Below are 23,526 nucleotides of genomic sequence, written 5' to 3'. Positions count from 1 at the left end.
GCCGTCACTATAGGGGCTGGCGACATGCCAGGGCAATACACGTTTGCCCTACGTTGTACTCGGCCAGAGAATATCGAGCAGCAAAGGCAGGCCTTCGCTGATGGCAACCGGTCCCGGCGTCAGGATGATCGCCGACTTGATCTCGTGCATGCGCGCCTGATTGACCGCCGGAATGGCCTCCCAACCCGGCCGGGCAGCGACACGTTCGGGGCGGAAGTGTTTGCCGCACCAGGAGCCGATGATGATCTCCGGCGCCGCCGCGATCACTTCCTCGGGTGTTGGCCGGCGGTCGCGGGACAACGGCGAGCGTGCGCGTTCGGCGAAAACATCTTCGCCGCCGGCGATTTCAATCAACTCGGATGCCCAGCGCAGGCCGCTGATCAGCGGATCGTCCCATTCCTCGAAATAAACGCGCGGCCGGCGGCCATGTTGGGCGATGTGTTTCTCGGCCAGTGCCCGGGCCTGGGCGATCTGCGCTTCCAGCCCGGCGACCAGCGCCTGTGCGCGATCCTCGGCGCCGACCAGGCGGCCGACGGTTTCGATCATCGCCAGGATGTCGTCGACGCTGCGCATGTTCAGCGCGTAGACCGCAATGCCAGCCTTGATCAGGTCACGGGCGATGTCGGCCTGGAGGTCGGAGAAAGTCAGCACTAGGTCGGGTTCGACGGCGAGGATCTTCTCGATGTCGCCGGTGGTGAAGGCGAAAACCTTGGGTTTTTCCTTGCGCGCCTGTGGTGGCCGGACAGTGTAGCCGCTGATGCCGACGATGCGGTCCTGCTCGCCCAGGGCGTAGAGGACTTCGACGGTTTCGGTGGTCAGGCAGACGATGCGCTGGGGCAGGCGGGGCATGGCGTTCTCACTTGGGGCGACGGCTGCGTGCGACATCGAGGTGGTCGCAAAGTTTCGCCGTACCGTCGAGGATGCGCGGCGTGTGCCGCTGCATGATGTCGGGATTGATGTGGAAAAGGTTGCCGCGCTGGACGGCGGTCATGCGCTTCCACTGCTGCCAGTCGTCCAGCCATTCGGGCTTGGCGTCGCCCATGCCGGTGGCGACGATGGCTTCCGGGTCAGCCTCGATCACCGATTCGATGCCGACGCGCGGCGCCATCTGCGTCAGGTGGCCGAAAATGTTCTCACCGCCGCAGATACGCATCGCGTCGCTGATGATTTGCGGGCCGCCGACGGTGACCAGCGGTGCCTTCCAGATCTGGTAGAAGGTGCGTACCTTGGGTTTGCCGGCGTTGGCCGTGCGCAAGGCCGCCATGCGCTCGCGGAAACGTCTAGCCTCGGCGTTGGCGACCGCTTCCGTCCCGGCCAGTCGGCCGTAACGTTCGACCTGGCCGGCGATGTCTTCCATGTGGTTGGGCTGGGAAACGAAAACAGTCAGGCCGAGCGCCCGCAGCTTGTCAGCCTGCGCCATGTTGTTGCCGCTTTCCCAGGCCAGCACCAGGTCAGGCTTGAGGGCGACGACCGCTTCCAGATCGATGCGCGAATAGCCGCCGACCCGCCTGACCTGTTTGGCGGCGGGCGGATAGTCGCTGTAGTCGACGGTGCCGACCAGCTTGTCGCCGGCACCGGCAGCAAACAGCGTTTCGGCAATGTGCGGGGCGAGGGCGACGATGCGCTGCGCGGGTCTGGCCAGCCTGACTTCGCGGCCGGTATCGTCCTTGATCAGCAGTTCGGCGTGGACCATCGGGCTCAGGGCGAAGGCTGCCAGTACAGCAGGCAGGTGGATTTTCATGCGGGCTTCCAGTCGGCAAGGGCTGCCTTCAGACACTGCCAGCCGGCCTCGTCGGGTGGCAGGCCGACGCGCAGCAGCGGATTCGATTCGTAGCGGCGGGTGAGGATGGCGCGGCGCGCCAGGTGTTCGTGCAGTTCGGCGGTGGTCGGTGCGTTCAGTGTCGCGAACAGTGGCGTCGCCTTGACCTCGCCGAGTGGTGCCAGCAACTGGCGCAGGCGTTCACCGTCGGCCAACAGGCGCTGGCGCGTGCTTGCTTGCCAGGCGTTGTCGGCCAGTGCCAGCGTTGCTGCGGCGCGCGACGGGCCGGCGACGCTCCACGGGCCGATGGCCTCGGCCATCTTCGCCAGCAGTTCGGGGGCGGCGAACAGGAAACCGACGCGCAGCCCGGCCAGGCCGAAGAACTTGCCCAGCGAACGGAAGACGATCAGGTTAGGGGCGTCCGCCGTGCCGGCCAGCGGCGTCAGGCTGTGCTCGGGCGTGGCGTCGATGAAGGCTTCGTCGACGATCAGCCAGCCGCCGCGCTTTTTCAGTTGCGCTGCGGCGTCGACCGCCAGTTCGCGCGGGTGGCGGTCGGCGGTCGGATTGTTCGGGTTGCACAGCAGCACGTAGGGCGTCGCCGCCGCCAGCGCGCGCGGCAGGGTCGCGTTCTGCAGGAAGCGCAGCTTGTGGCCGGCGCGCTGCCAGGCCTGCGGGTGTTCGTTGTAGAGCGGCGCGATGCAGGCCACGGCGGCGCGCGGCAGCAGCGCCGGCAACCACTGGATGGCGGCCTGCGAGCCGGCCACTGGCAGCAGGTTGGCGTTGCCGTAGTAGGCGGCAGCGGCGGCCTCCAGGCCGTCGTTGTCTTCCGGCAGGCGTTGCCAGACTGCGGCCGGCAGCGGCGGCACCGGCCAGCCCTGCGGGTTGATGCCGGTGGACAGATCGAGCCAGTCGGCGAGCGGGATGTCGTAGTGGGCCGCGGCTTCGCGCAGGCGGCCGCCATGGTCAAGCATGCAGGGCTCCGATCAGGAAAAGGACGGCTAGCCACAGCCACAGGCTGCGCCGGATCAGCGTGATCGCCCGGCCGAGGTCGGCGGCGACCGGCGCCGGGCCGCAGCCGAGCGGCGGGCGAATTTCCTCGCGGCCGTGGTAGATGGCGGCGCCGCCGCATTGCACGCCGAGGCTGCCAGCGCCCGCCGCCATCACCGGGCCGGCGTTCGGGCTTTCCCAGCCGGGCGCCTGGGTGCGCCAGCAGGCCAGTGCGTCGCGCCAGCGGCCGAGCAGGGCGTAGCTCAGTGCGGTCAGCCGGGCCGGTAGCCAGTTGAGCGCATCGTCAACGCGGGCGGCCCAGCGGCCGTAGAGGTTGTAGCGTTCGGTGCGGTAGCCCCACATCGCATCGAGCGTGTTGGCCAGCCGGAACAGCAGGGCGCCGGGGCCGCCGAGCAGGGCGAACCAGAACAGCGCGCCGAAGATCGCGTCGTTGCCGTTTTCCAGCACCGATTCGACGCCGGCCTTGGCGACGCCGGCCTCGTCGAGTGCTGCGGTATCGCGGGAAACAATCCAGCCGACGCGCTGCCGCGCCTCATCAAGGCGTCCCTCGCTCAGCGGCCGGGCGACCGCTTCGGCGTGTTCGCACAGGCTGCGCGCGCCGAGCGAAAAATAGAGCAGCAGTACGTCGACCGCGAACGGCGCCAATGGTCGCAAGGCCAGCGCCAGCGCCACCCAGGGCAGCACCGCCAGCGCCCAGCCGAGGACGCCGCCGGCAATCGTGCGCCGGTTCAGCCGCTTTTCGATCGCCGCCGCCAGCGCGCCGAAGCCGACCAGCGGGTGAAAACGCCGCACTTCGCCGAACAGGCGGTCGAGCAGCACCGCGGCGAGCGCCGCCAGCGGCATGGCGTAGGGGCCGGCGAGCAGGTTCAATTCGGCCATTGGCGGGCCAGGGCGATGGCGGCGTCGATTGCCGCGCGCGCCTGTGGATTGTTGTGCCAGCAGGTCGAGCCGATCATGCGGGCGATGTGCAGCGTGACGACGGCGCTTTCCTCGCCGGCCAGCCGGGCCAACGGCGCGTAGCCGGCCTCTTCGAGGCGGCGGATCACCGTCGGCCCGACGCCGGGCAGGGCGAGCAGCGCGGCGCGCTGGTCGGCCGGGAAAGTGCCATTCATGCGCCGCGCTCCGCCGCGGCGAGCGCCGACAGGGCGGCGGTCAGCCCGGCATTTTCCGGTAAATCGCGCGTCCCCCACTGTTCGTGGAAGACCAGTTCCTCGACCGGCAGGCGCGGCAGCCAGCCGGCGCTTTCCAGTTCCGGGCGATCCTTGAAATGGCTGACGTGGCCGATGCACAGATAGGCAATCGGCACGATGTGATGCGGAATGCCGAGCGCGTCCTGCAGCGCCTTCTCGTGGAAGATGCTGACCCAGCCGACGCCGAGGCCCTCGGCGCGGGCAGCCAGCCACAAGTTCTGGACGGCGCACACGCTGGAATAGAGGTCCATGGTCGGCATGTGCGTGCGGCCGAGCACGACCGGGCCGCTGCGCGAGCGGTCGCAGGTGATGCACAGGTTCACCGGCGCGTCGAGGATGCCCTGCAGTTTCAGCTTGCCGTAGATTTCGCGCTTTTCGTCCGGAAACATCGTCGCCGCTTCGGCATTGGCCTGCGCGAAGATGTCGTGCACCCGCTGTTTCACGTCCGCCGAGCGGACGACGAGGAAATTCCACGGCTGCATGAAACCGACCGACGGCGCGTGATGCGCCGCCATCAGGATGCGCGCGAGCTGGTCGTCGGCGACCGGGTTGGGCAGGAACTGGCCGCGCACGTCGCGGCGGCTGAAAATGGCGTGATAGACGGCGGCCCGTTCGGCGTCGGAAAAAGCGTGCTGGTTTTCCATGGATTCCCCTTCTGGAAACGCGAAGGCACCCGTCCACGGTGCCGAATTACGTCTCCCGGCCGGTCTTCTGACTCGGATTCACCCGGACGATGCGCCTTCCCGCCGCAGCAGTGGCCTGTGCATCGCCCGTCATCCTCACAGCGTTGGGCACGTGGCGGAATCGCACCGCCTTCCCGATTCTCCTGCCGGCAAAGCCGGAAGGCACCGGGAGACAAGTTTCCGATTCGCATCGGAAGGCAGCGATGGTGCCATAATTACGGCCTTTTTTCACGGGTTTGCACGCATGATAGGCAACGCGCTGATGGTCCAGGGAACGACGTCCGACGCCGGCAAATCGACGCTGGTCGCGGCGCTGTGCCGGATTCTGAAGCGGCGTGGGGTACGCGTGGCGCCGTTCAAACCGCAGAACATGGCGCTCAATTCGGCGGTTACCGTCGACGGTGGCGAGATCGGCCGGGCGCAGGCGTTGCAGGCGCTGGCCTGCGGTCTCGAAGCGCATACCGATTTCAACCCGGTGCTGTTGAAGCCGACCACCGACCGCAAGGCGCAGGTGATCATCCACGGCAAGGTCGCCACCGACCTCGACGCCAAGGCCTACCACGACTACAAGCCGCGGGCGATGGGCGCGGTGCTCGAATCCTGGGGCCGGCTGACCGCGCAATACGATTGCGTGCTGGTCGAGGGCGCCGGTTCGCCGGCCGAGATCAACCTGCGTGACCGCGACATCGCCAACATGGGCTTCGCCGAAGCGGTCGATTGCCCGGTGATCATCGTCGCCGACATCGACCGCGGCGGCGTCTTCGCCCATCTGGTCGGCACGCTGGAGCTGCTGTCGGCGTCCGAGCAGGCGCGCGTCGTCGGCTTCGTCATCAACCGTTTCCGTGGTGACATCGCGTTGCTCGAACCCGGTCTGGCCTGGCTGGAGCAGCGCACCGGCAAGCCGGTGCTCGGCGTGCTGCCCTACCTGCACGGCTTGATGCTCGACGCCGAGGACGCAATCGCGACATCCACGGTCGACGGCAAGAAAACAGCAAAAATCCGCGTCGTCGCGCCGGCCTACCCGCGTACTTCCAACCATAACGACCTCGATCCACTGCGCCTGCACCCGCAGGTCGATTTCCGCTGGATCGCGCCGGGCGAAGCTTTGCCGCCGGCCGATCTGATCGTCCTGCCCGGTTCCAAGGCGGTGCGCGCCGACCTCGACTGGCTGCGCGTCCATGGCCACGACCGCGCCATCGCCCGCCACCTGCGCTACGGCGGCAAGGTGATCGGCCTGTGCGGTGGCTACCAGATGCTCGGCCGCAGCATCGCCGATCCGCTCGGTCTCGAAGGCAAGCCGGGAACGACGCCCGGCCTTGGCTTCCTGGCGGTGGACACGACGCTGGAAACGGAGAAGCAGCTGCGCAATGTGAGCGGCCACTTGCATCTCGAAGGCCGGCCGGTGATGACCGGCTACGAAATCCACCTCGGCGTCACCCAGGGCGATGGCTTGACGTGGGCTGCCGTACAGCTGGCCGACGGCCGTGCCGATGGTGCTATCTCGGCCGACGATCAAGTTCTCGGTACTTACTGCCACGGCGTTTTCGACCATCCCGAGGCCTTGGCTGCATTGTTGCGCTGGGCCGGTGCCGGCGAGGTCGATCACGTCGACTTTGCCGCCCGCCGCGAAGCCGATCTCGACCGCCTGGCCGATTCGGTCGAGGCGGCGCTCGCCTGGGAAAAGCTCAGGCCCTGGCTGGCGCTGCCTTGAGCGTCAGCGGCAGGCCGGCGGCGACCAGCGTCACCTGATCGCAGACTGCCGCGACGCGCTGGTTGAGCCGCCCCTGTTCATCGGCGAACAGCCGCGAAACCGGGTGCATCGGCACGATGCCCCAGCCGACCTCGTTGGAGACCAGGATGATGCGGCCGGGTAGTTGCGGCAGCGTCTCGATCAGCGCCGCCGTTTCACCGGCGAACAACGGGCAGTCGACGGCCTCGCCGGCTTCGGCCTGGGCGGCAGCGCGGCCGGCGAAAAGCAGATTGGAGAGCCACAGCGTCAGGCAGTCGACCAGGAGGCAGGTGTCGGGCGCCGCCAGTTCGCGCAGGCGGGCGGACAGGTGCAACGGCTCCTCGACGCAGCCCCAGTCGGCCGGGCGGCGTTCACGGTGGTGGGCGATGCGGCGCGCCATCTCGCCGTCGCGCGATTCGGCGGTGGCGACATAGACGACCCGGAGGCCGGATTCGAGAGCGCGTTGCTCGGCATGGCGGCTCTTGCCCGAACGGGCGCCGCCGAGGATCAGTTCATTCATGGCCACCATTGTATAATCAGCGCGTTCGACAAAACGGAACCCGGTGCGAGACAACTCTATTCCGGGGCGGGCCCGCCGCTGTAACCGGGGACGGCCGCTGCACGATGCCACTACGCAGGGAAACAGACCTGCCGGGAAGGCGCAGCGGATCGGACGATCCGGAAGCCAGAAGACCTGTCGGACATCTTCATTTTGAAGCCTGTGGACAAGGGCTTCGCGACTGCGTTGGCCAAACGTCGTCGCGAGGCCCTTTCGCTTTTGGAGAATCGGATGCATTCGTTCGCAATCACCGCCCCGGACCGGGGCATGGAAAATTCGCTCAAGCACAAGGTCGACCGCAAGACCAAGCCGCCCGGCTCGCTCGGCCAGCTGGAGGCGCTGGCGGTGCGCATCGGCCTGATCCAGCAGACGCTGACGCCGTCGCTCGACCGGCCGCAGATGCTGGTCTTCGCCGGCGATCACGGCGCGGCCAAGGCCGGCGTCTCGGCCTATCCGCAGGACGTGACCTGGCAGATGGTCGAGAACTTCCTCGCCGGCGGCGCGGCAATCAATGTTTTCTGCCGGCAGAACGGTCTCGGCCTGTCGGTGGTCGATGCCGGGGTCGCCCATGATTTCGGCGGTCCGCGTGAAGGCCTGATCGATCTCAAGGTGGCGCCGGGCACGGCCAATTACCTGGAATCCCCGGCGATGACGGCGGCGCAGTGCGCGCAGGCCATCGAGCAGGGCGCCGGCGTGGTCTTCGGCCTGGCGGCAGCCGGCTGCAAGGTGGTCGGTTTCGGCGAAATGGGCATCGGCAACACCGCCTCGGCGTCCTTGATCACCCACTGCCTGACCGGCGTGCCGCTGGCTGATTGCGTCGGGCGCGGCACCGGTCTCGACGACGCCGGGCTGGCGCGCAAGCAGGCGCTGCTGGAGCAGGCGCTGACCCGTTATCGCGTCGCTGGCGGCGGCGACGACGCCTTTGCCGTGCTCGCGGAGTTCGGCGGGTTCGAGATCGCGACCATGGTCGGCGCTATGCTGGCGGCGGCGGAAGCGAAGATGGTGCTGCTCATCGACGGCTTCATCGTCGGTTCTGCGGCGTTGGTCGCCGCGCGCCTGGAACCGGCCTTGCTTGACTACTGCGTCTTCTGCCACCGTTCGGCCGAGCCCGGCCACCGTGCGCAGTTGCAGGCGCTGCGCGCCGAACCGCTGCTCGACCTGGGCCTGCGCCTGGGTGAGGGGACCGGCGCCGCGCTGGCTTTCCCGCTGGCCCAGGCGGCAGTCGCCTTCCTCAACGAGATGGCCAGCTTCGAGTCGGCCGGCGTCGCCGGCTAGCCATGTTGCGCCGCGAGCTCGACTACTTCCTCGGCGCCGTCCGTTTCTTCACGCGGCTGCCGGTGCCTGTCTGGGTCGGCCATTCGGCTGAAGCGCTGAACCACTCGGCGCGCTGGTTTCCGGCGGTCGGCCTGGTTGTCGGCGGCATTGCCGCGCTGGTCTACCTGGCCGCGCTGCAGTTCTGGCCGCAGCCGGTCGCCGTGCTGCTGGCGATGGCGGCAACGCTGTACGCCACCGGCGCCTTCCACGAGGACGGCCTGTCCGACACCGCCGACGGTCTTGGCGGCGGCTGGGACAAGTCGCGCATCCTGGCGATCATGAAGGATTCGCGGGTCGGCAGTTACGGCGTGGTTGCGCTGTGGCTGGGGCTGACCGGCAAGTTCGTGCTGCTCGCGGCGCTCGATCCGGCACTGGTGCCGGCGGCGCTGCTCGCCGGTCATGCCGGGTCGCGCGGCTGTGCGACGCTGCTGCTGGCGAGCATGGACTACGCGCGCGACGACGCGCAGTCCAAAGCCAGGCCGCTGGCCCAGCGGCTGGCGCCGGGGGCATTGCTGTTCGCCCTGGCATTCGCGCTGGCGCCGCTACTCTGGCTGCCCTGGCAACAGGCAGTGGTCGGGCTGCTGTTCGCGTTGCTGGCGACGGCCTGGCTGGCGGCCAAGTTCCGCCGCTGGCTGGGCGGTTATACCGGCGACTGCCTGGGTGCCACCCAGCAGCTTGCCGAAATCGCCTTCTACCTCGGGCTGCTCGCGCAATGGCCGCGCTGACGCTGTACCTGGTGCGCCATCCCGAGCCCGAGATTGCGCCGGGCATTTGCTACGGTCGGCTTGATATTCCGGCCAGGCAGGTCGATGTTGCCGCTGCCCGTCTGCGTAGCGAATTGCCTGCCGGGCTGCCGGTGTGGAGCAGCCCCTTGCAGCGTTGCCGGGCCTTGGCTGAAGCCTTGCATCCGGCGCCGTTATTCGATGCACGCTTGCAGGAGATGGACTTCGGTCGCTGGGAGGGCGTGCCATGGGATGAGGTATCGCGTGCCGAACTCGATGCCTGGGCCGCCGATGTAGAGAACTATGCTCCGCCTGGTGGAGAGTCGCCGCTGATGGTGCGGGCACGCGTGCTGGAATTTCTTTCGACATTGACGCTGCCGGCAGCCGTGCTGGTCACCCATGCGGGGGTGATACGCTTGCTGCTGGCGGCGCAGGATGGCGGTGAGCTTGCATCTTGGCTGACCCGGGACCTTCCCTACGCTTCATGTACGGTCATCGAATGGAACCAGTAGAATGCCGGCCATGAATGAATTTAATCCCCTGCGCGATGCTATCCCCTTGCGGGAGGTGAAGCGTGTACTGGTCATCAAGCTGCGCCATCACGGCGATGTGTTGTTGTCTTCGCCGGTGTTTTCCGCGCTCAAGCTGGCGGCGCCGCAGGTCGAGATCGATGCGCTGGTCTATGCCGACACGGCGGAAATGCTGAGCTTGCACCCGGCGATTTCCCGCGTGTTCGAGGTCGACAGGAAGGCGAAGCAGAAGGGGGCCATGCACCAGTTGAAATCGGAACTGGATTTGCTGGCTGGCTTGCGTGCCCGCTCCTATGACCTGATCCTGCACCTGACCGAGCATTGGCGGGGTGCCTGGTTGTCGAGAATCCTGCGGCCGCGTTGGGCGGTGGGGTGCACCCGGAGCGATGCGGGAGCGCTCTGGCGGCGGAGTTTTTCGCATCTTTACAAGGTTTCGGGTGGTCTGCCCCGTCATACCGTCGAGCGGAATCTGGATGCCTTGCGCCGTATCGGAGTGTGGCCGGCGCCGGCGCAGCGGCGTCTGGTCCTGGTGCCGGGAGAGGCCGCAGAGTCTTCGGTACGGCAACATCTGGCGGAAGTTGGCGTGCAAGGCCGGTTCATTCACATCCACCCGGCCTCCCGCTGGTTCTTCAAGTGCTGGCCGGTGTCGCGCATGGCCGAGCTGATTTCGCGCCTCGAGCAGGCCGGGCACTGCGTGCTGCTGACGGCTGCGCCCAGCCAGGACGAACTGGCGATGCTGGCGGCCATCCAGTCGCAACTGGGGCATCCCGTGGCGACCCTGGGCGGCAAGTTGTCGCTTAAGGAATTGGCGGCGTTGACCCGGATGGCGGATGCCTTCATCGGGGTTGATTCGGCTCCCATGCATATTGCCGCGGCCATGGGCACGCCGACCGTCGCCTTGTTCGGGCCTTCCGGTGAGAAACAATGGGGGCCCTGGTCGGCGCAGGCGCGCGTGGTCAGCAGCATGCATCATCCGTGTCGGCCCTGCGGCAACGATGGTTGCGGTGGCGGCAAGGTCAGCGACTGCCTGGAGAGCCTTCCGGTCGAGCAGGTGATGGCGGCCCTGGATGAAGTTCTCGATAAATGAAAATTGCGATTGTCCGTCAGCGCTACAACCCCTACGGCGGGGCTGAGCGCTTTGTCGAACGGGCGCTGGCGGCGCTGGCGGCGGAAGGGATCGATGTTTTCCTGATCGCCCGGCAATGGACGCAGGCCGCCGCTAACGGTTTTCAGCGGATCAATTGCGATCCGCCGTCGGGTGGAGTGTTCGGCGGCCGTCTGGCGCGCGACCGGGGTTTTGCCCTGGCTGCAGCAAAACTCATGGCGGCGGGTCAGTTTGACCTGGTCCAGTCGCATGAGCGTATCCCGGGGTGTTCGATTTTTCGTGCCGGCGACGGTGTTCATGCCGCGTGGCTGGCGCAGCGTGCCCGGGTGCTTGGTGCCGTCGGTCGTTGGAGTCAGAGACTCTCGCCTTACCATCGCTATGTCCTGGACGCCGAGGCGAATATGTTTGCCCATCCGGCCTTGCGGGCCGTGATCTGCAATTCCCGCATGGTCGCCGATGAAATCCACCGCTTCTACGGTGTCGACCGGGAGCGCCTGGTACTGATCGAAAACGGCGTCGATCTCGATGTATTCAATCCGGAGCAGGTCTCGATCCATCGTGCCGGAATCCGGCGCGCGTCAGGCATTCCGGAGTCGGTGCCGCTGCTGCTTCATGTCGGCAGCGGCTTTGCGCGCAAAGGGGTGCCGCAGTTGTTGCAGGCCATGGCGCGTTGTGCCGGGGGCGAATTTCATCTGGCGATTGTCGGCGCGGACCGCAAGCTGAATGCGCTGCGCGCGACGGCGGAACGCCTGGGGATCGGCCGGCGGGTACATTTCACCGGGCCCCTGCCGGATGTCCGGCCGTGGTACGGTGCGGCCGACGGATTCGTCCTGCCGACGCTGTACGATCCCGGGCCGAATGCGGTACTGGAGGCGATGGCCTGCGGATTGCCGGTGCTGACCTCGACCAGTTGTGGTGCGCGCGACTGGGTCATCCCTGGCAAGAATGGCTATCTTGTCGATGCGCTGGATGTCGACGCCTTGTCCGATGGCCTGCTCAGGCTGTGCGCGCTGGCTGAATTGCCGGCCAGTCGCCTGCTGGCCCGCGCCGCTGTTGCCGAGCTTGGCCTGCCAGCCATGGCCGACCGACTGATCGCGCTTTATCGTCGGCTTATTGTCGGCAACGGCCTGCAGGTCTCGCCTGACCGGGTTGTATAATCGCGGGTCGTTCCCGGTCGCGATACATGAACAAAACAACGAACAGCCGCCAGCTTTACCTCCGTCTTCTCGGGTATGTCCGCCCTTACTGGCTGGCCATCGTCCTGTCGCTGCTGGCGACCATGGTGCTGGCTGCGACCGATCCCTTGTTCCCGGCTTTGCTCAAGCCAATGTTCGACAATGGTTTCAAAACCGGCGAGGACGGTTGGTCGCCGCTGGCGATCGCGCTGGGCATTGTCGGGGTGTTTTTCCTGCGCGGGATCTTCAACTTCTTCTCCAGTTACGGCTTTTCCTGGGTTTCCAACCGGGTGGTGACCGATGTCCGCGAAGCCATGTATGCCAAGATGGTACGTTTGCCGATCGGCTACTTCCAGGCCAATTCCTCGAACGTACCCCTGACCAGGATCGCCTATGACGTGAACGGAGTTGCGTCGGCGGCGACCTCGGTGGTGGTCATCGTCATTCGCGATGGCTTGTCGGTGCTGGGTCTGCTGGGCTGGCTGCTCTGGTTGAACTGGCAACTGACCCTGGTCTGTTTGGCCCTGATTCCGGCCATTGCGATTGTCATGCGGACCTTTTCCGGACGTTTGCGCAAAGCCAGCCTGAATGCCCAACAGGCCATTTCGAGCATGGTGCAGGTACTGCAGGAGACCGCGCACAGCAATCGGGTGATCAAGGTTTTCGGTGGCGAGGCCCAGGAAACAACCCGTTTTTCCGGGACCAACAACCAGGTCCGCAACCAGAACATGCGGCAGGCTGTCGCGGCGGCGGCGATCGGGCCGATCGTGCATCTGCTGGCGTCGTTTGCCGTGGCCATCGTGGTCTATGTGGCGATCGTCCAGTCCGGCGAAGGTCAGGTTACGGTCGGTGGTTTCGTTTCCTTCATCACTGCCTTGCTGATGCTGCTGGCACCCTTGCGCCGTCTGGCCGACGTCAACGCGCCGTTGCAACGTGGACTGGCCGCTGCCGAGAGTGTTTTCAAGTTGCTCGACGAGCGGGAAGAGACGGACCTGGGGCGGTTGCAGTTGTCCGAAGTGCGTGGCGAGTTGCGTTTCGAGAAGGTTTCTTTTCGTTATCCCGGGGCCGAGCGTTCGGCACTCGATGGTGTCAGCCTGACTTTGCCGGCCGGCCAGACGCTCGCGCTGGTCGGGCAGTCGGGGGGAGGCAAGTCGACGCTGGCGGCTCTGGTGCCACGTTTCTATGCGCCGGATTCCGGCCGTATCCTGCTCGACGGCCACGATCTTCAGGATCTGACCCTGGCTTCCCTGCGCGGGCATATCGCCTATGTCAGCCAGGATATCCTGTTGTTCAACGACAGTGTTGCCGCCAACATTGCCTATGGCGACGCCAGAACGCGGACCATGGAAGAGATTGAAGCAGCGGCCAAGGCGGCCAATGCGCTGGAATTCATCCGGGCCTTGCCGCAGGGCTTCGACACGGTCATCGGGGAAAACGGCAATCGTCTTTCCGGCGGGCAGCGCCAGCGCCTGGCGATAGCCCGCGCCATCCTGAAGAACGCACCCATCCTGATCCTCGATGAAGCCACGTCGGCGCTCGACAACGAGTCCGAGCGCCTGGTCCAGGAAGCGCTGGAGCGCCTGATGACGGGCCGCACGACCCTGGTCATCGCACATCGCCTGTCGACCATAGAAAGTGCCGATTGCATTGCTGTTCTGGCGGGCGGGCGTCTGGTCGAAAGCGGAAATCACCAGGAACTGCTGGCCAGCAATGGCGCTTATGCCCAACTCCATCGACTTCAGTTTGCGGAAGCTACATGAAAATTGTCCATACCGAGGCTTCCCTGGGCTGGGGGGGGCAGGAAATCCGGATTCTCGAGGAATCGCGCGGCATGATGGCGCGCGGCCACGAGTTGTTGCTGCTGTGTCCGCCGGAAGCACGCATTCATCAGGAAGCCCAGCGTTGCGGCATACCGGTACAGCCGCTGCCGATTGGCAAGAAGCGGCTGGCCGGTTTGTTGGCAATGCATCGCTGGCTGAACGAACATCCGGTTGATCTGATCAATACCCACAGTTCCACCGACAGCTGGCTGGTCGCCCTGGCTTGCAGCCTGCGCGCGAATGCGCCGGCAGTGGTGCGTACACGTCACATTTCTGCTGCGGTCTCGAGCAATCCGGCAACCCGCTGGTTGTACACCCGGGGCTGTCAACACGTGGTCACCACGGGTGAGGCGTTGCGGCGCGAACTGATCGATGGCAATGGATTTCCTGCCGCGCACATCACCTCGGTGCCGACCGGTATTGATCCGCAGCGGTTCGCGCCAGGTGATCGTCAGGCCGCATGCGTGCGTCTTGGTCTCGATCCGGCTTGCCTTCATGTCGGCATCGTGGCGACGCTAAGAAGCTGGAAAGGACATTTGTATCTTCTGGAAGCTTTTGCTCGCCTGGAACTGCCGATGTGTCGCCTGCTGATCGTCGGCGAGGGGCCGATGCGCCCGAACATCGAGGCGAGGATTGCCGAACTTGGCCTGGCCGACCGCGTTTCGCTGGTCGGCCAGCAGGACCAGCCGGAGCACTGGATGCAGGCCATTGATGTCTTCTGCCTGCCATCGTATGCCAACGAAGGCGTGCCGCAAGCCATCCTGCAGGCCATGCTCAGCGGCTTGCCGATCATTTCGACGCCGGTTGGTGCCATCACCGAAGCCATCACGCATGGCGAAACCGGTCTGATCGTGCCAGCCCGTGACGCCGATGCCCTTTACCAGGCATTGCAGGATCTGCTGGGCGCGCCGGAGCGCCGCCAGCTGCTCGGCACTCGCGCCCGCCAGGAAGCGGCCGCGCGCTTTTCACTGGCGAGCATGCTGGACCGGATGGAGTCAATTTTCCAGTCTGCCGTTGCCGGCCGTACCGGAGTTTAGGCGGAATGTCGGACCTCTTGCCCGCGCCGGCTTCGGTACATTCCATTCTGGCGATCCAGGTCTCGCGCATCGGCGATACCTTGCTGTCGACCCCGACCTTGCGAGCCATCGCCGAGCGCTTTCCCGGGGCGCGCCTGACCGTGCTCGGGCATCCAAACCGCGCCGAAGTGTTCAAAAACCTTCCCTTTGTTCACGCGGTCGGTTCGATCACCAAGAAAACCGCACTCTGGCAGGGCTGGTTGCCTGGCAAGCCCTACGATCTTGCCTTTGTTTTTGGCTATGACCAGGCACTGGTTCGCTACGCGCTGCGCGTAGCCCGCAGGGTGGTGGCCATGCGCCAGCAGGATGCCGGTCTGAATGGCCGCTTGCTCCATGCCGCCAGTGAACCGGCACCGAAATCCCGGCATGCGGTGTATATGCAGCATGCCCTGGTCGCCGATCTGGGTCTCCCGATCCACGACGAGCGCCTGGCCTACGTGGTCACCGAAGCGGAAGCCGAATGGGCGCACGCTACCCTGAGCGAACGTGGCTTGTTGGCTGCCTTCCCCCTGATCGGCCTGCAGATCGCCAGTTTTCCGACCAAGGGCTATCGCGATTGGCCGGTCGAGAATTTCCTGGACCTGGCCAGGCGGATACAGGCGGCCTACCCGCAAGCGCATTTCCTGATATTCGGCGGCCCGCTGGAGCGCGAGCGGACCATGTCCCTGGCTGCGCAGCTGGGCACGGCGGCGACGCATCTGGCCGGTACGCTGAGCCTGCGCCAGACGGCGGCGCTGATGAGCCGCCTCGACTACTACATTGGCGTCGATACCGGTCCCACGCACATCATGGGCGCTCTCGGCCGACCGATGATGTCGTTCTACCATCCTTCCTCGCCGGCCCATCTGTTGCAGCCACTGCAGCACCCGGCCCTGGCTGCCGTCGATCACCCGCTGGCCGGCCAGGTCGGCCCGGAGGCGCCGATGGCCGGATTGACCGTGGACAGTGTGTGGACGAAGCTTGAACCGGCCTTGGCCGGGCTGCGGGCGCGCTGACATGTATTTTGCCTTCATCCTGCCCAATCTGGCCGGCGGCGGGGCCGAGAAGGCCATCCTGAAAACGGCGGCGGCGCTGGTCGAACGTGGCCATCAGGTGACGCTCTTCCTGCTGGAGCGTCGGACAAGCTATGCCCCGGATCCCCGGGTCACCGTCCATGTACTTGCCGAAAAACTACATCGAGGCTGGTTGGGCAAGCGCTGGTCAGCCTGGCGTCTGCGCCGTGCGCTGTGTCGGCAGATGCCCGACCTGCTGGTGTCCACCTTGCCGTTTGCCGATGAAGTCGCCGCGCTGAGCGGTGGGCCGAATCACTGGTGCCGGGTTGCCAATACCCTGTCGGCGGAGGTCGGGAAGTTGCGGGCCGCTTCGCCAGGCAAGGCGGCGCGGCGCTTGCAGCGCTATCGCTCGCTTTACGGTGGGCGTCCCTTGATTGCCGTATCCGGCGGAGTGGCAGACGATCTACGGGAAAACCTCGGTTTGCCTTCGCAGGTGGTGACGATTCCGAATCCTTTCGATCTTGCCGCGATCCGTCGTCAGGCTGCCGAGCCTTTGCCAAACTTGCCGACGCGGGATTACGTCCTGCACGTTGGCCGTTTTTCGCCGCAGAAGCGCCACGATCTCCTGCTTGATGCCTGGCTCGCCATGCCGCAGGACCTGGATCTGGTCCTGCTCACGGCAGCGGAGCCAGCACTGCAGGCGATGATCGAGGCCCGCGGCTTGTCGGCGCGGGTCCGGGTCGCCGGATTCCAAGCCAATCCCTACCCGTGGATGGCGGGCGCGCGCTTGCTGGTGCTGTGTTCCGACCACGAGGGTTTGCCCAATGTCCTGATCGAGTCGCTGATCTGCGGTACGCCTGTCGTTGCCACGGATTGTCCTTCCGGCCCCCGGGAAATCCTCGGCACGGCCTTGCCGTCGGCCTTGGTTCCGTGCGGCGACGCAGTGTCGCTGGCCCAGCGCATGCAGGCATTTCTTGCCTCTCCGCCGTCGCTGGCGGCGTTGGACCTGTCGGCCTACAGCGTCGAGCGTACGGCCGAGGCATACGAGGCGATAGCCCGGGCAAATGGGAGCACAGGCTGATGTGCGGCATTCTCGGCATGGTCGGGAAACGTTGGCATGCGCAGGCCGGACAGGCCCTGTCCAGCATTGCCAGCCGAGGGCCGGATGCCCAGACCGTGCTCGCCATGGGCGAAGCGCTGTTCGCCCATACGCGGCTGGCGGTGATCGATCTGGCCGGCGGCCAGCAGCCGATGCAGACGGCGGATGGGCGCTACACCATCGTCTTCAACGGGGAAATCTACAATGCCCCCGATTTGCGCCGCGAATTGCAGTCGAATGGCGAATCATTCCGGACCGACCATTCCGATACCGAAGTACTGCTTCTCGGATTCCGCGCCTGGGGCGAAGCATTGCTCGAAAAGCTCGACGGCATGTTTGCCTTCGCCATCTGGGATGCCCGGACGGGCGAATTGTTCGCGGCCCGCGACGCGCTCGGCATCAAACCTTTCATGTACGGCATCGACCAGGGAGAACTGGTCTTTGCCTCGACGCTGGCGCCGTTCTTCACCTTGACCGGTTTCCCGCGCCGGCTTGATCCCGAAGCGTTGCGCGATTACCTGGCATTCCAGACACCGCTGGCGCCGCAGACCTTCCTGCGCGATGTCAGGCAATTGCCGCCAGGTGCCTGCATGCGTTACCGGGCTGGCGAGGCAACGGCAGTCTGCCGACAGTGGTGGACGATCCCGCGGGAATCGGCGCTGATCATGCCCGAGGAAGCGCTGTTGCCAGAGTTGGAGCGGGTGCTGCGAACCAGCATGGCGCGTCAGCAAGTCGCCGACGTACCGATCGGCGCCTTTCTTTCCGGCGGGATCGATTCCAGTCTGCTGGTCTCCTATCTGGCGGAATCAAGTCGGCAGCCGGTGGAGACCTTCAGCCTGAAATTCGCCGATCAGGGTTTTGACGAAAGCATGCATGCGGCGCAGGTTGCCGAGCGCTTCGGCTGTCGGCATCACGTCCTTGAAGCCCCGTCGATCGATGCTGACCGGTTCGTTGCAGCCATTCGCGATCTCGACCAGCCGCTGGCCGACCCCGCCTATGTCATGACGCATGCGCTGGCTGGTTTGACCCGTCAACATGTGACAGTTGCCATCAGCGGCGATGGCGGCGACGAGCTGTTCGGTGGTTACCCGCGGTTCACGGATACGGAAAGCCGGCACCCAGCGCGTTTCTGGCAGCGACCGCTACGTGCCGCAGTCGATGCCGGTCTGCTGCCATCCGCCCTGCTGCGACGCAGCCTGAGCGGACGGGAGCTGCTGCACTACCGTCGTGTCGAACTGGGGCCCTGGGTCGGTCGCAAGCGGATGGCGCACTATCTTGATCCTGCCATCCTGCCCGCCGCGCGGATAGAAAATACGCTGGACGCCTGGTTGCGCCTGATCGATGCTCAGGGAGGGGTGATGGATAGTACGGCATTGATGCGCGCCGATCTGTGGACCTATCTGTCGGAAAACTGTCTGGCCAAGACCGACCGGGCGAGCATGGCGCACGGGCTTGAAGTGCGCGTACCTTTGTTGGGCCAGCCAGTGCTGGATTTTGCGCTGGCCGTGCCGGCCAGCGTGCATTTGCGCGGCGGTCTGAAGTCGCTGCTCACCGGGCTTGCCCGGCAGCGCTTGCCGAGTTGTGTGTGGGACCGCCCGAAACACGGCTTTTCCGTGCCGCTCAGGCAATTGTTCAAGGGAAGCTGGCGTGAAGTGGGTGATGCCTGCTTTGCCGGGGCACAGGCTTACCCCTTCCTCTCCGGGAAGGCCCTGGCCGCGCTCTGGCAGCAGGTTGACGATAGACATGTATCGTCGCGACTGGTGTATACCTTGCTCGTGTTGCTGGTGTGGCTCGAGAACAAGGATATATCGATCAATTAACTGGGGGGTGGATATGCTTTTCAAAGCAGGTGGACGGACGGAGCGACGGTGGCGGAAAATTCAATGGCGATTTCTGCGCCCTGACTGGGCATCGAATTTCGGCGTCGATTTGCCGCTGAACTTGCCGGTGATCACGCCGCCGATCCGCAAGGACATATTTTTTGGTGGCTATGAAGCCAAGGAAGCCGGACTCGTACAGAAATATCTTTCGCCGTCGGATGTCGTCTTCGAGGTCGGCGCGGGGATCGGTTTTCTGTCGGCGATGTGCGCCAAAGTCGTCGGCAACGGCAATGTGCATGCGTATGAGGCGAATCCCCAGCTGATCCCCATCATTCGCAGCGTGCATGAGCGGAACGGCGTGTCGCCGCACGTATACAACGTCCTGCTCGGTAGCGGCGAAAGCGAACGTACGTTCTGGCTGGAGACCGACTACTGGGCATCTTCGCTGATCAAGGGCTCAGCCGATGCGCAGCCCATACAGATTCCGCAGATTGACCTGAATGCTGAACTCGCCCGCATTCGCCCCAGCTTTCTGATCGTCGATATCGAGGGCGGGGAGTACGAGTTCTTCAAGGACATCGATCTCTCCTCGATCACTAAAATCTGCATCGAGGTCCATCCGCATGTCCTGGGTAACGACAAGGTTTGCGAAATACTGGCCTGGTTGTTCGCCCGGGGGTTCAGTCTGGAAGTCGGCAACATGCGCAAATTCGTCTTCTACTTGTACCGGACCGGCACGGGAGTCATCTAAGTGGCTGTCACGCTGAGTTTGATCGTTCCGGTCTATAACGTCGCACCATACCTGGCGCAGTGTCTCGACTCCCTGCTTGCGCAGGATCTGGACGGTGTCGAGATCATTGTCGTCGACGACGGGGCAACCGACGAATGCCCAGCGATACTGGCAAGCTACCAGGAAGCGCATCCCGGGGCGCTGACCGTCATCCGGCAGCCGAATGCCGGCCTGTCCGCGGCACGGAACACGGGGCTCGACAAGGCGAGCGGCCAGTATGTGGCGTTTGTCGATTCGGACGACTGGATCGAACCGTCGTACTATCGCCGCTTGCTCGAACTGGCGATCAGCCAGGATCTGGACATGGCGCATGGCAACGCCATTTTCCACTTCGAAGGCCGGCGCGAGGATCAGCCGATCTATCAGGATGCATTGTCTACCGAGGTGATGCACGGACGCGAGGTGCTGCGCAAGCGTCTGGCCGAGCGCACCTTCCTGCACATGGTGTGGATGCATCTCTACCGCCGCGAGTTCATCGAAATGCACGGGATGCGTTTCATCCCGGGGCGCATTCATGAGGACGTTTTGTGGACGACGCAGGCTTTCCTGCTTGCTCGGCGGGTCGCCTATGATCCGGCCCAGGGCTATTTCTATCGCCAGCGTATTCGCCGGTATTCCCAGGCTGCATCCGATGCGCGGTTTGCGACCATCATCGACAGTTCGATCCGCAACGCCCTCGGCCTGGCCGAAATGGCCGACGGGCTTGGCGAGGATGCCGAACTTGCCGGTCTGATCCGCTGGCAGCTGGTCGACGGCGGTCTGTCGGTGTTTCACAAACTGCGGAAAATTGCCGATCCGGAAATTCGCCGCCAGGTTCACCGCCAGTGCCGTGAACTGGGCTTGTATTCGACACTGTGGCGCAGCGCCACCCTGTTTTCGCAGCGTCGGCGGATTGCCCGGAACTGGCTGCAGGGATTATTCCGGAGATGATCCGGCGCTGCATCCAGATCAATCTGCAGCCCGGCTGGGGCGGCGGGGAGATCTATACCGTCTTTTTTACCCGGGCGTTGCTGGCTCAGGGGGTGCCGACGACCTTGTACGTGCTGCGCGACAATACGCGCTGGACGAGCGAACTGCCGCCCGGCGTCGACATCGTTCCGGTGGCCGGGGCTGCGGAAATGCTGACCTCACTGCAGGCATGCGAGGCGCCCTGGGTCGTCTGCCAGACGCCGCTGGATCTGCCTGCGCTGGAGGTCTTGCGTCATCCCCGGCGCCTGTTGTCGTGCATCGCCCACATGCCCCTCTATGGTCGTGACCCGCGCCGCATTGCCGGTCACGACTACGTGATTGCCGTGTCGGCCCACGTCATTGCCAGTCTGCAGGCAGCCGGGATATCGCAGGTCCATCCCGAGCCGCTGCTCGGTATTGCCGATCTGGCGCCACGGCCAGCCGGCGATGCGGCATCGGGGGTTGTCCGCCGCTCGCGCTACGACTGGGATATGCGCAAGGGCAGGGACCGTCTGCTGAGCTGGCTGGCGCCGCTTGCAGCCAGTTTTGCCCGGGCCGAGGCTTATCGGAAAAAGCCGGGCATCACGCTGGGCATCGTTTCGCGACTGACCCCGATCAAGCAGTTCCCCCTGTTGTTCAGTCTGTTGGCGCCTGTGTTGGCAAGGCATCCGGACGTCCATCTGGAAATCTTCGGGGCCGGCGGCTACGCCTCGGTGCGCGATCTGGATGCTGCCCTGCGTCCTTGCCGACGGCAGGTCCGTTTCTGGGGGCAACAGCCGGATGTGGCTGCCGTTTACCGACAGATCGATTATTTGCTGACCGGTTTGCCGGAGAAGGAAGCGCTGGGCTTGAATGTGATCGAAGCTCAGGCCTGCGGTACGCCGGTGCTGGCCGTCGATGCCAGCCCGTTCACAGAGACCGTGTGCGCCGGGGTGAGCGGACTGTTTTTCGAGGATCCTCGCCACGATGGCGGGGCCAGTTTCGACGCACTGATTACCCGCCTGGAACGGCAAGCTTTCCGGATCGATCCGGAAGCCGCCCGGGATCACCTGGCCAGGTTTTCGGCGGAAGCCTTCGCGCAACGGGTCGGTCGGCTGTGTACGGCGGTCAATAACAAAGGAGTCCCAGGGTGAGCGGAAAAAAAGTCATCATCAACTACCGCAAGGGTTTTGAGCCGCTTGAGGAGGCATTCGCCAATCTTGGCTACGAAGTGATCAAGAATGCCTGGCATCTGCCGGCGGGTGCCGACGATATCGAACTGGCGGTGGTCAACCTTTATGAAGCGATCCGCCAGCCTTGGCGGGCGCTGTCGTTCAAACGCCAGTTACGCCGGGCAGGGATTCCGCTGATCGGCCTGGATCGCGATGCGCCATGGCATATGGGTATCCGCAAGCGGCGCATCCTGCTGTTCCGTTGCCTGAACTTGCTCGACATCTATGCCAGCCATACGATGCAGCCAACCTGGAACTTCGCACCCACCAAAATCTACAGTCCGAATGCCGTCTGGGTGCGAAATTTCAACCTGCACGGCCACACCCTGGCCGAAATGCGGGATCCGGGGTTCTACGAATACGATGTTTCCTTTCTCGGCAACATGGACGGCGTGCGCTACAAGGAGCATGCCGAGCGGCAGCATTTTTTTGCCGCCCTGCGCGAGCGCCTTGATGCGCTCGGCATTCGGCACTACATCAAGCATTCGTCGGGTATCAGCGAGGAGGAACAGATCCGGGTCATCCAGCGCTCGCGCATCAACCTGAGTTTCCGCTCGTCCTGCGATCACGGCGGCGAAATGAGTTGGGGACTGCCGGAGCGCTGTTATGGCGTGCCGGCACGCGGAGGATTCCTGCTGACTGACCGGCGCCGCCATGCCGCCAACGATTTCGATCTGGCGCGGGAGTGGGCGGACTACGAAGGGATGGACGACTGCATCCGGCAGATCCAGCACTGGCTGGCCAATTTCGCTCAGACACGGGCCATTGCCGAAGCGGCACACGAGAAGGTCATGGCCTGCCACACTTACGAGCACCGGGCGCAAAACCTGATCAATGCTGCTCATGCCTGCCGTGCCGCCAGGCAAACAAGCTGAAGGTCGCACCAAGCCATGAAGATTCTTGTCATTCGCCGCGACAACATTGGCGATCTGGTCTGTACCACGCCCCTGATCCGCGCCCTGCGCCGGCAGTTGCCCAACGCCAGCTTGCAGGCGCTGGTGACCCATTACAATGCCGAAGTGCTGGCTGGAAATCCCGATCTGGACCGGGTTTACTCCTATCAGAAAGCCAAGCATCGCGGCCCCGGCGAAGGCACGTTGGGAATCTACTGGCAACGCCTGAAAACCATTCTGGCCCTGCGCCGGGAACGTTTTGACTGGGTTTTGCTGCCAGGAGGCGCTGCGGCAAGTTCGTTGCGCTTTGCCCGCATGATCGCCGCCAAGCGGGTGTTGATCCGGGACGATCAGGACCGGCAAGGCGGTGCTCACGAGGTCGAGCAATGCTGCCACCTGCTGCCGCGCATGGGCTTGCGGTACGAGACGCCAGCGCCGCTGGTCGTTCCCGATCCCGCTTTGCAGCAGGCTTTCCGCGAACAGTGCAGCGCCCGGCTCGGCTTCGCCCCGACCCGCCTGATCGGGGTCCACGTAAGTGCTCGCAAGCCCTCCCAGCGTTGGCCCGCCGATCGCTTCGCAGCCTTCATTCGCGCGGTGACGGAGCCGGAAGGAACTGTTTGTCTGCTGTTCTGGGCGCCCGGCACCAGCGACGATCCGAAACATCCGGGTGATGACTACAAAGCCGCCGAGATCATCGCCGCAACCCATGGGGCCCCGGTAGTCCCGCTGCCGACCGGGCATCTCAGACAACTCATTGCCGGCTTGAGTCTGTGCGATGGCGTACTATGCGCCGATGGCGGCGCGATGCACCTCGCCGCTGCGCTGGGCAAGCCCATGGTCTGCCTGTTCGGCGACTCCGATCCGGCAAGGTGGGGTCCCTGGGGCAACCCGCATCGGATTGCCCAGGCGGAAAGCAGAGATGTCGAGGATCTAACGGTTGAAAGCATCCTCCAGCGCTGGGAAGAGGTTCAGGGAGCGAATTGCAGGTAAGCGCCATGGTGGCGCTCGATACCGCCTATTGCCGGAAATCCAGCTTCCCTGCAGGTACTAAAATTTGTAAAAGAGAGGTGTCAGGTAATCTACGCTTCGAATACGCATGAATA

The 23,526-nt window shown here is 64.8% G+C and carries 23 protein-coding genes and 2 riboswitches; of the genes, 16 read left to right on the top strand and 7 right to left on the bottom strand.

Translation table 11 applies throughout. The features are described 5' to 3' along the window. Positions 1-48: 48 nt before the first annotated feature. Genes AADV58_RS00860 through bluB form a run of 6 tightly spaced genes read right to left on the bottom strand, consistent with a single transcriptional unit; the run spans position 49 to position 4,601 of the window. Entirely contained in the window at positions 49-849 is an 801-nt protein-coding gene (locus AADV58_RS00860; protein WP_341743811.1) for a cobalamin-binding protein, read from the bottom strand. 7 nt (positions 850-856) lie between these two features. Beyond that, a complete protein-coding gene (locus tag AADV58_RS00855; protein ID WP_341743810.1) occupies positions 857-1,741 on the bottom strand; it encodes a cobalamin-binding protein in 885 nt (294 codons plus the stop codon). Continuing rightward, positions 1,738-2,730, bottom strand: coding sequence for a threonine-phosphate decarboxylase CobD (gene cobD / locus AADV58_RS00850; RefSeq protein WP_341743809.1), 993 nt, complete (start codon positions 2,728-2,730; stop codon positions 1,738-1,740). Before cobD ends, AADV58_RS00855 begins: the two co-directional genes overlap by 4 nt. Then, complete coding sequence (gene cbiB / locus AADV58_RS00845; protein ID WP_341743808.1) at positions 2,723-3,646, bottom strand: adenosylcobinamide-phosphate synthase CbiB; 924 nt, start codon at positions 3,644-3,646, stop codon at positions 2,723-2,725. Before cbiB ends, cobD begins: the two co-directional genes overlap by 8 nt. Beyond that, positions 3,634-3,879 carry a Pathogenicity locus gene (locus AADV58_RS00840; protein WP_028994057.1) on the bottom strand — a complete coding sequence of 82 codons (246 nt, stop codon included), beginning with the start codon at positions 3,877-3,879 and terminating at the stop codon, positions 3,634-3,636. The genes cbiB and AADV58_RS00840 overlap by 13 nt, the downstream gene beginning before the upstream one ends. Next, the gene (bluB, locus tag AADV58_RS00835) at positions 3,876-4,601 is read right to left on the bottom strand and encodes a 5,6-dimethylbenzimidazole synthase (protein ID WP_043420658.1); all 726 of its coding nucleotides are present in this window, start codon (positions 4,599-4,601) and stop codon (positions 3,876-3,878) included. The genes AADV58_RS00840 and bluB overlap by 4 nt, the downstream gene beginning before the upstream one ends. A 40-nt stretch (positions 4,602-4,641) precedes the next feature. Further along, positions 4,642-4,825: riboswitch (cobalamin riboswitch) on the bottom strand. A 59-nt stretch (positions 4,826-4,884) separates the two neighbouring features. On the opposite strand from bluB, the gene AADV58_RS00830 reads away from it, so the two are divergent. Further along, positions 4,885-6,351: a cobyric acid synthase gene (locus AADV58_RS00830; protein ID WP_028994058.1), complete on the top strand. Its 1,467-nt coding sequence runs from the start codon at positions 4,885-4,887 to the stop codon at positions 6,349-6,351. Here the strand turns inward: AADV58_RS00830 and cobU are convergent. Continuing rightward, positions 6,326-6,889 carry a bifunctional adenosylcobinamide kinase/adenosylcobinamide-phosphate guanylyltransferase gene (cobU, locus tag AADV58_RS00825; RefSeq protein ID WP_424243823.1) on the bottom strand — a complete coding sequence of 188 codons (564 nt, stop codon included), beginning with the start codon at positions 6,887-6,889 and terminating at the stop codon, positions 6,326-6,328. The two genes, AADV58_RS00830 and cobU, sit on opposite strands and share 26 nt — an antisense overlap. A 5-nt stretch (positions 6,890-6,894) precedes the next feature. Beyond that, positions 6,895-7,085: riboswitch (cobalamin riboswitch) on the top strand. 74 nt (positions 7,086-7,159) lie between these two features. Here cobU and cobT point away from each other — a divergent pair. From cobT to AADV58_RS00750, 15 genes are all read left to right on the top strand, one after another. After that, positions 7,160-8,203 (top strand): nicotinate-nucleotide--dimethylbenzimidazole phosphoribosyltransferase, encoded by a 1,044-nt coding sequence (cobT, locus tag AADV58_RS00820; RefSeq protein ID WP_281982467.1) that lies wholly within the window; start codon positions 7,160-7,162, stop codon positions 8,201-8,203. A gap of 2 nt (positions 8,204-8,205) precedes the next feature. Beyond that, positions 8,206-8,967 carry an adenosylcobinamide-GDP ribazoletransferase gene (locus tag AADV58_RS00815; RefSeq protein WP_281982465.1) on the top strand — a complete coding sequence of 254 codons (762 nt, stop codon included), beginning with the start codon at positions 8,206-8,208 and terminating at the stop codon, positions 8,965-8,967. Between the two features lie 11 nt (positions 8,968-8,978). Beyond that, positions 8,979-9,476: an alpha-ribazole phosphatase family protein gene (gene cobC, locus AADV58_RS00810; RefSeq protein ID WP_157272435.1), complete on the top strand. Its 498-nt coding sequence runs from the start codon at positions 8,979-8,981 to the stop codon at positions 9,474-9,476. Positions 9,477-9,486: 10 nt separating this feature from the next. Continuing rightward, on the top strand, positions 9,487-10,581 hold the full coding sequence (gene rfaQ / locus AADV58_RS00805; RefSeq protein WP_028994062.1) for a putative lipopolysaccharide heptosyltransferase III: 1,095 nt from the start codon (positions 9,487-9,489) through the stop codon (positions 10,579-10,581). Continuing rightward, on the top strand, positions 10,578-11,756 hold the full coding sequence (locus AADV58_RS00800; protein ID WP_043420659.1) for a glycosyltransferase family 4 protein: 1,179 nt from the start codon (positions 10,578-10,580) through the stop codon (positions 11,754-11,756). The genes rfaQ and AADV58_RS00800 overlap by 4 nt, the downstream gene beginning before the upstream one ends. A gap of 26 nt (positions 11,757-11,782) precedes the next feature. Then, positions 11,783-13,534, top strand: coding sequence for a lipid A export permease/ATP-binding protein MsbA (msbA, locus tag AADV58_RS00795; RefSeq protein WP_341743807.1), 1,752 nt, complete (start codon positions 11,783-11,785; stop codon positions 13,532-13,534). Continuing rightward, positions 13,531-14,631, top strand: a complete 1,101-nt coding sequence (locus AADV58_RS00790; protein WP_341743806.1) for a glycosyltransferase family 4 protein — start codon at positions 13,531-13,533, stop codon at positions 14,629-14,631. The genes msbA and AADV58_RS00790 overlap by 4 nt, the downstream gene beginning before the upstream one ends. A 5-nt stretch (positions 14,632-14,636) precedes the next feature. Next, positions 14,637-15,665 (top strand): glycosyltransferase family 9 protein, encoded by a 1,029-nt coding sequence (locus tag AADV58_RS00785; RefSeq protein WP_051295240.1) that lies wholly within the window; start codon positions 14,637-14,639, stop codon positions 15,663-15,665. Between the two features lies 1 nt (position 15,666). Beyond that, positions 15,667-16,743, top strand: a complete 1,077-nt coding sequence (locus AADV58_RS00780) for a glycosyltransferase (protein ID WP_341743805.1) — start codon at positions 15,667-15,669, stop codon at positions 16,741-16,743. Beyond that, complete coding sequence (gene asnB / locus AADV58_RS00775; RefSeq protein ID WP_028994065.1) at positions 16,743-18,581, top strand: asparagine synthase (glutamine-hydrolyzing); 1,839 nt, start codon at positions 16,743-16,745, stop codon at positions 18,579-18,581. Before AADV58_RS00780 ends, asnB begins: the two co-directional genes overlap by 1 nt. Before the next feature lie 109 nt (positions 18,582-18,690). After that, entirely contained in the window at positions 18,691-19,332 is a 642-nt protein-coding gene (locus AADV58_RS00770) for an FkbM family methyltransferase (protein WP_051295242.1), read from the top strand. Beyond that, positions 19,333-20,301: a glycosyltransferase gene (locus AADV58_RS00765; protein ID WP_028994066.1), complete on the top strand. Its 969-nt coding sequence runs from the start codon at positions 19,333-19,335 to the stop codon at positions 20,299-20,301. It abuts the gene before it with no gap. Further along, complete coding sequence (locus AADV58_RS00760; protein WP_281982450.1) at positions 20,298-21,452, top strand: glycosyltransferase family 4 protein; 1,155 nt, start codon at positions 20,298-20,300, stop codon at positions 21,450-21,452. Before AADV58_RS00765 ends, AADV58_RS00760 begins: the two co-directional genes overlap by 4 nt. Then, positions 21,449-22,405: a glycosyltransferase family protein gene (locus AADV58_RS00755; protein WP_341743804.1), complete on the top strand. Its 957-nt coding sequence runs from the start codon at positions 21,449-21,451 to the stop codon at positions 22,403-22,405. The genes AADV58_RS00760 and AADV58_RS00755 overlap by 4 nt, the downstream gene beginning before the upstream one ends. A 15-nt stretch (positions 22,406-22,420) precedes the next feature. After that, positions 22,421-23,413 carry a glycosyltransferase family 9 protein gene (locus AADV58_RS00750; RefSeq protein ID WP_341743803.1) on the top strand — a complete coding sequence of 331 codons (993 nt, stop codon included), beginning with the start codon at positions 22,421-22,423 and terminating at the stop codon, positions 23,411-23,413. Positions 23,414-23,526: the final 113 nt, after the last annotated feature.

Source organism: Azonexus hydrophilus (assembly GCF_038368255.1).
Lineage (GTDB): Bacteria > Pseudomonadota > Gammaproteobacteria > Burkholderiales > Rhodocyclaceae > Azonexus > Azonexus hydrophilus.
Note: the sequence above shows the minus strand (reverse complement) of the source record. Positions and strands in the feature narration are given on the sequence as shown.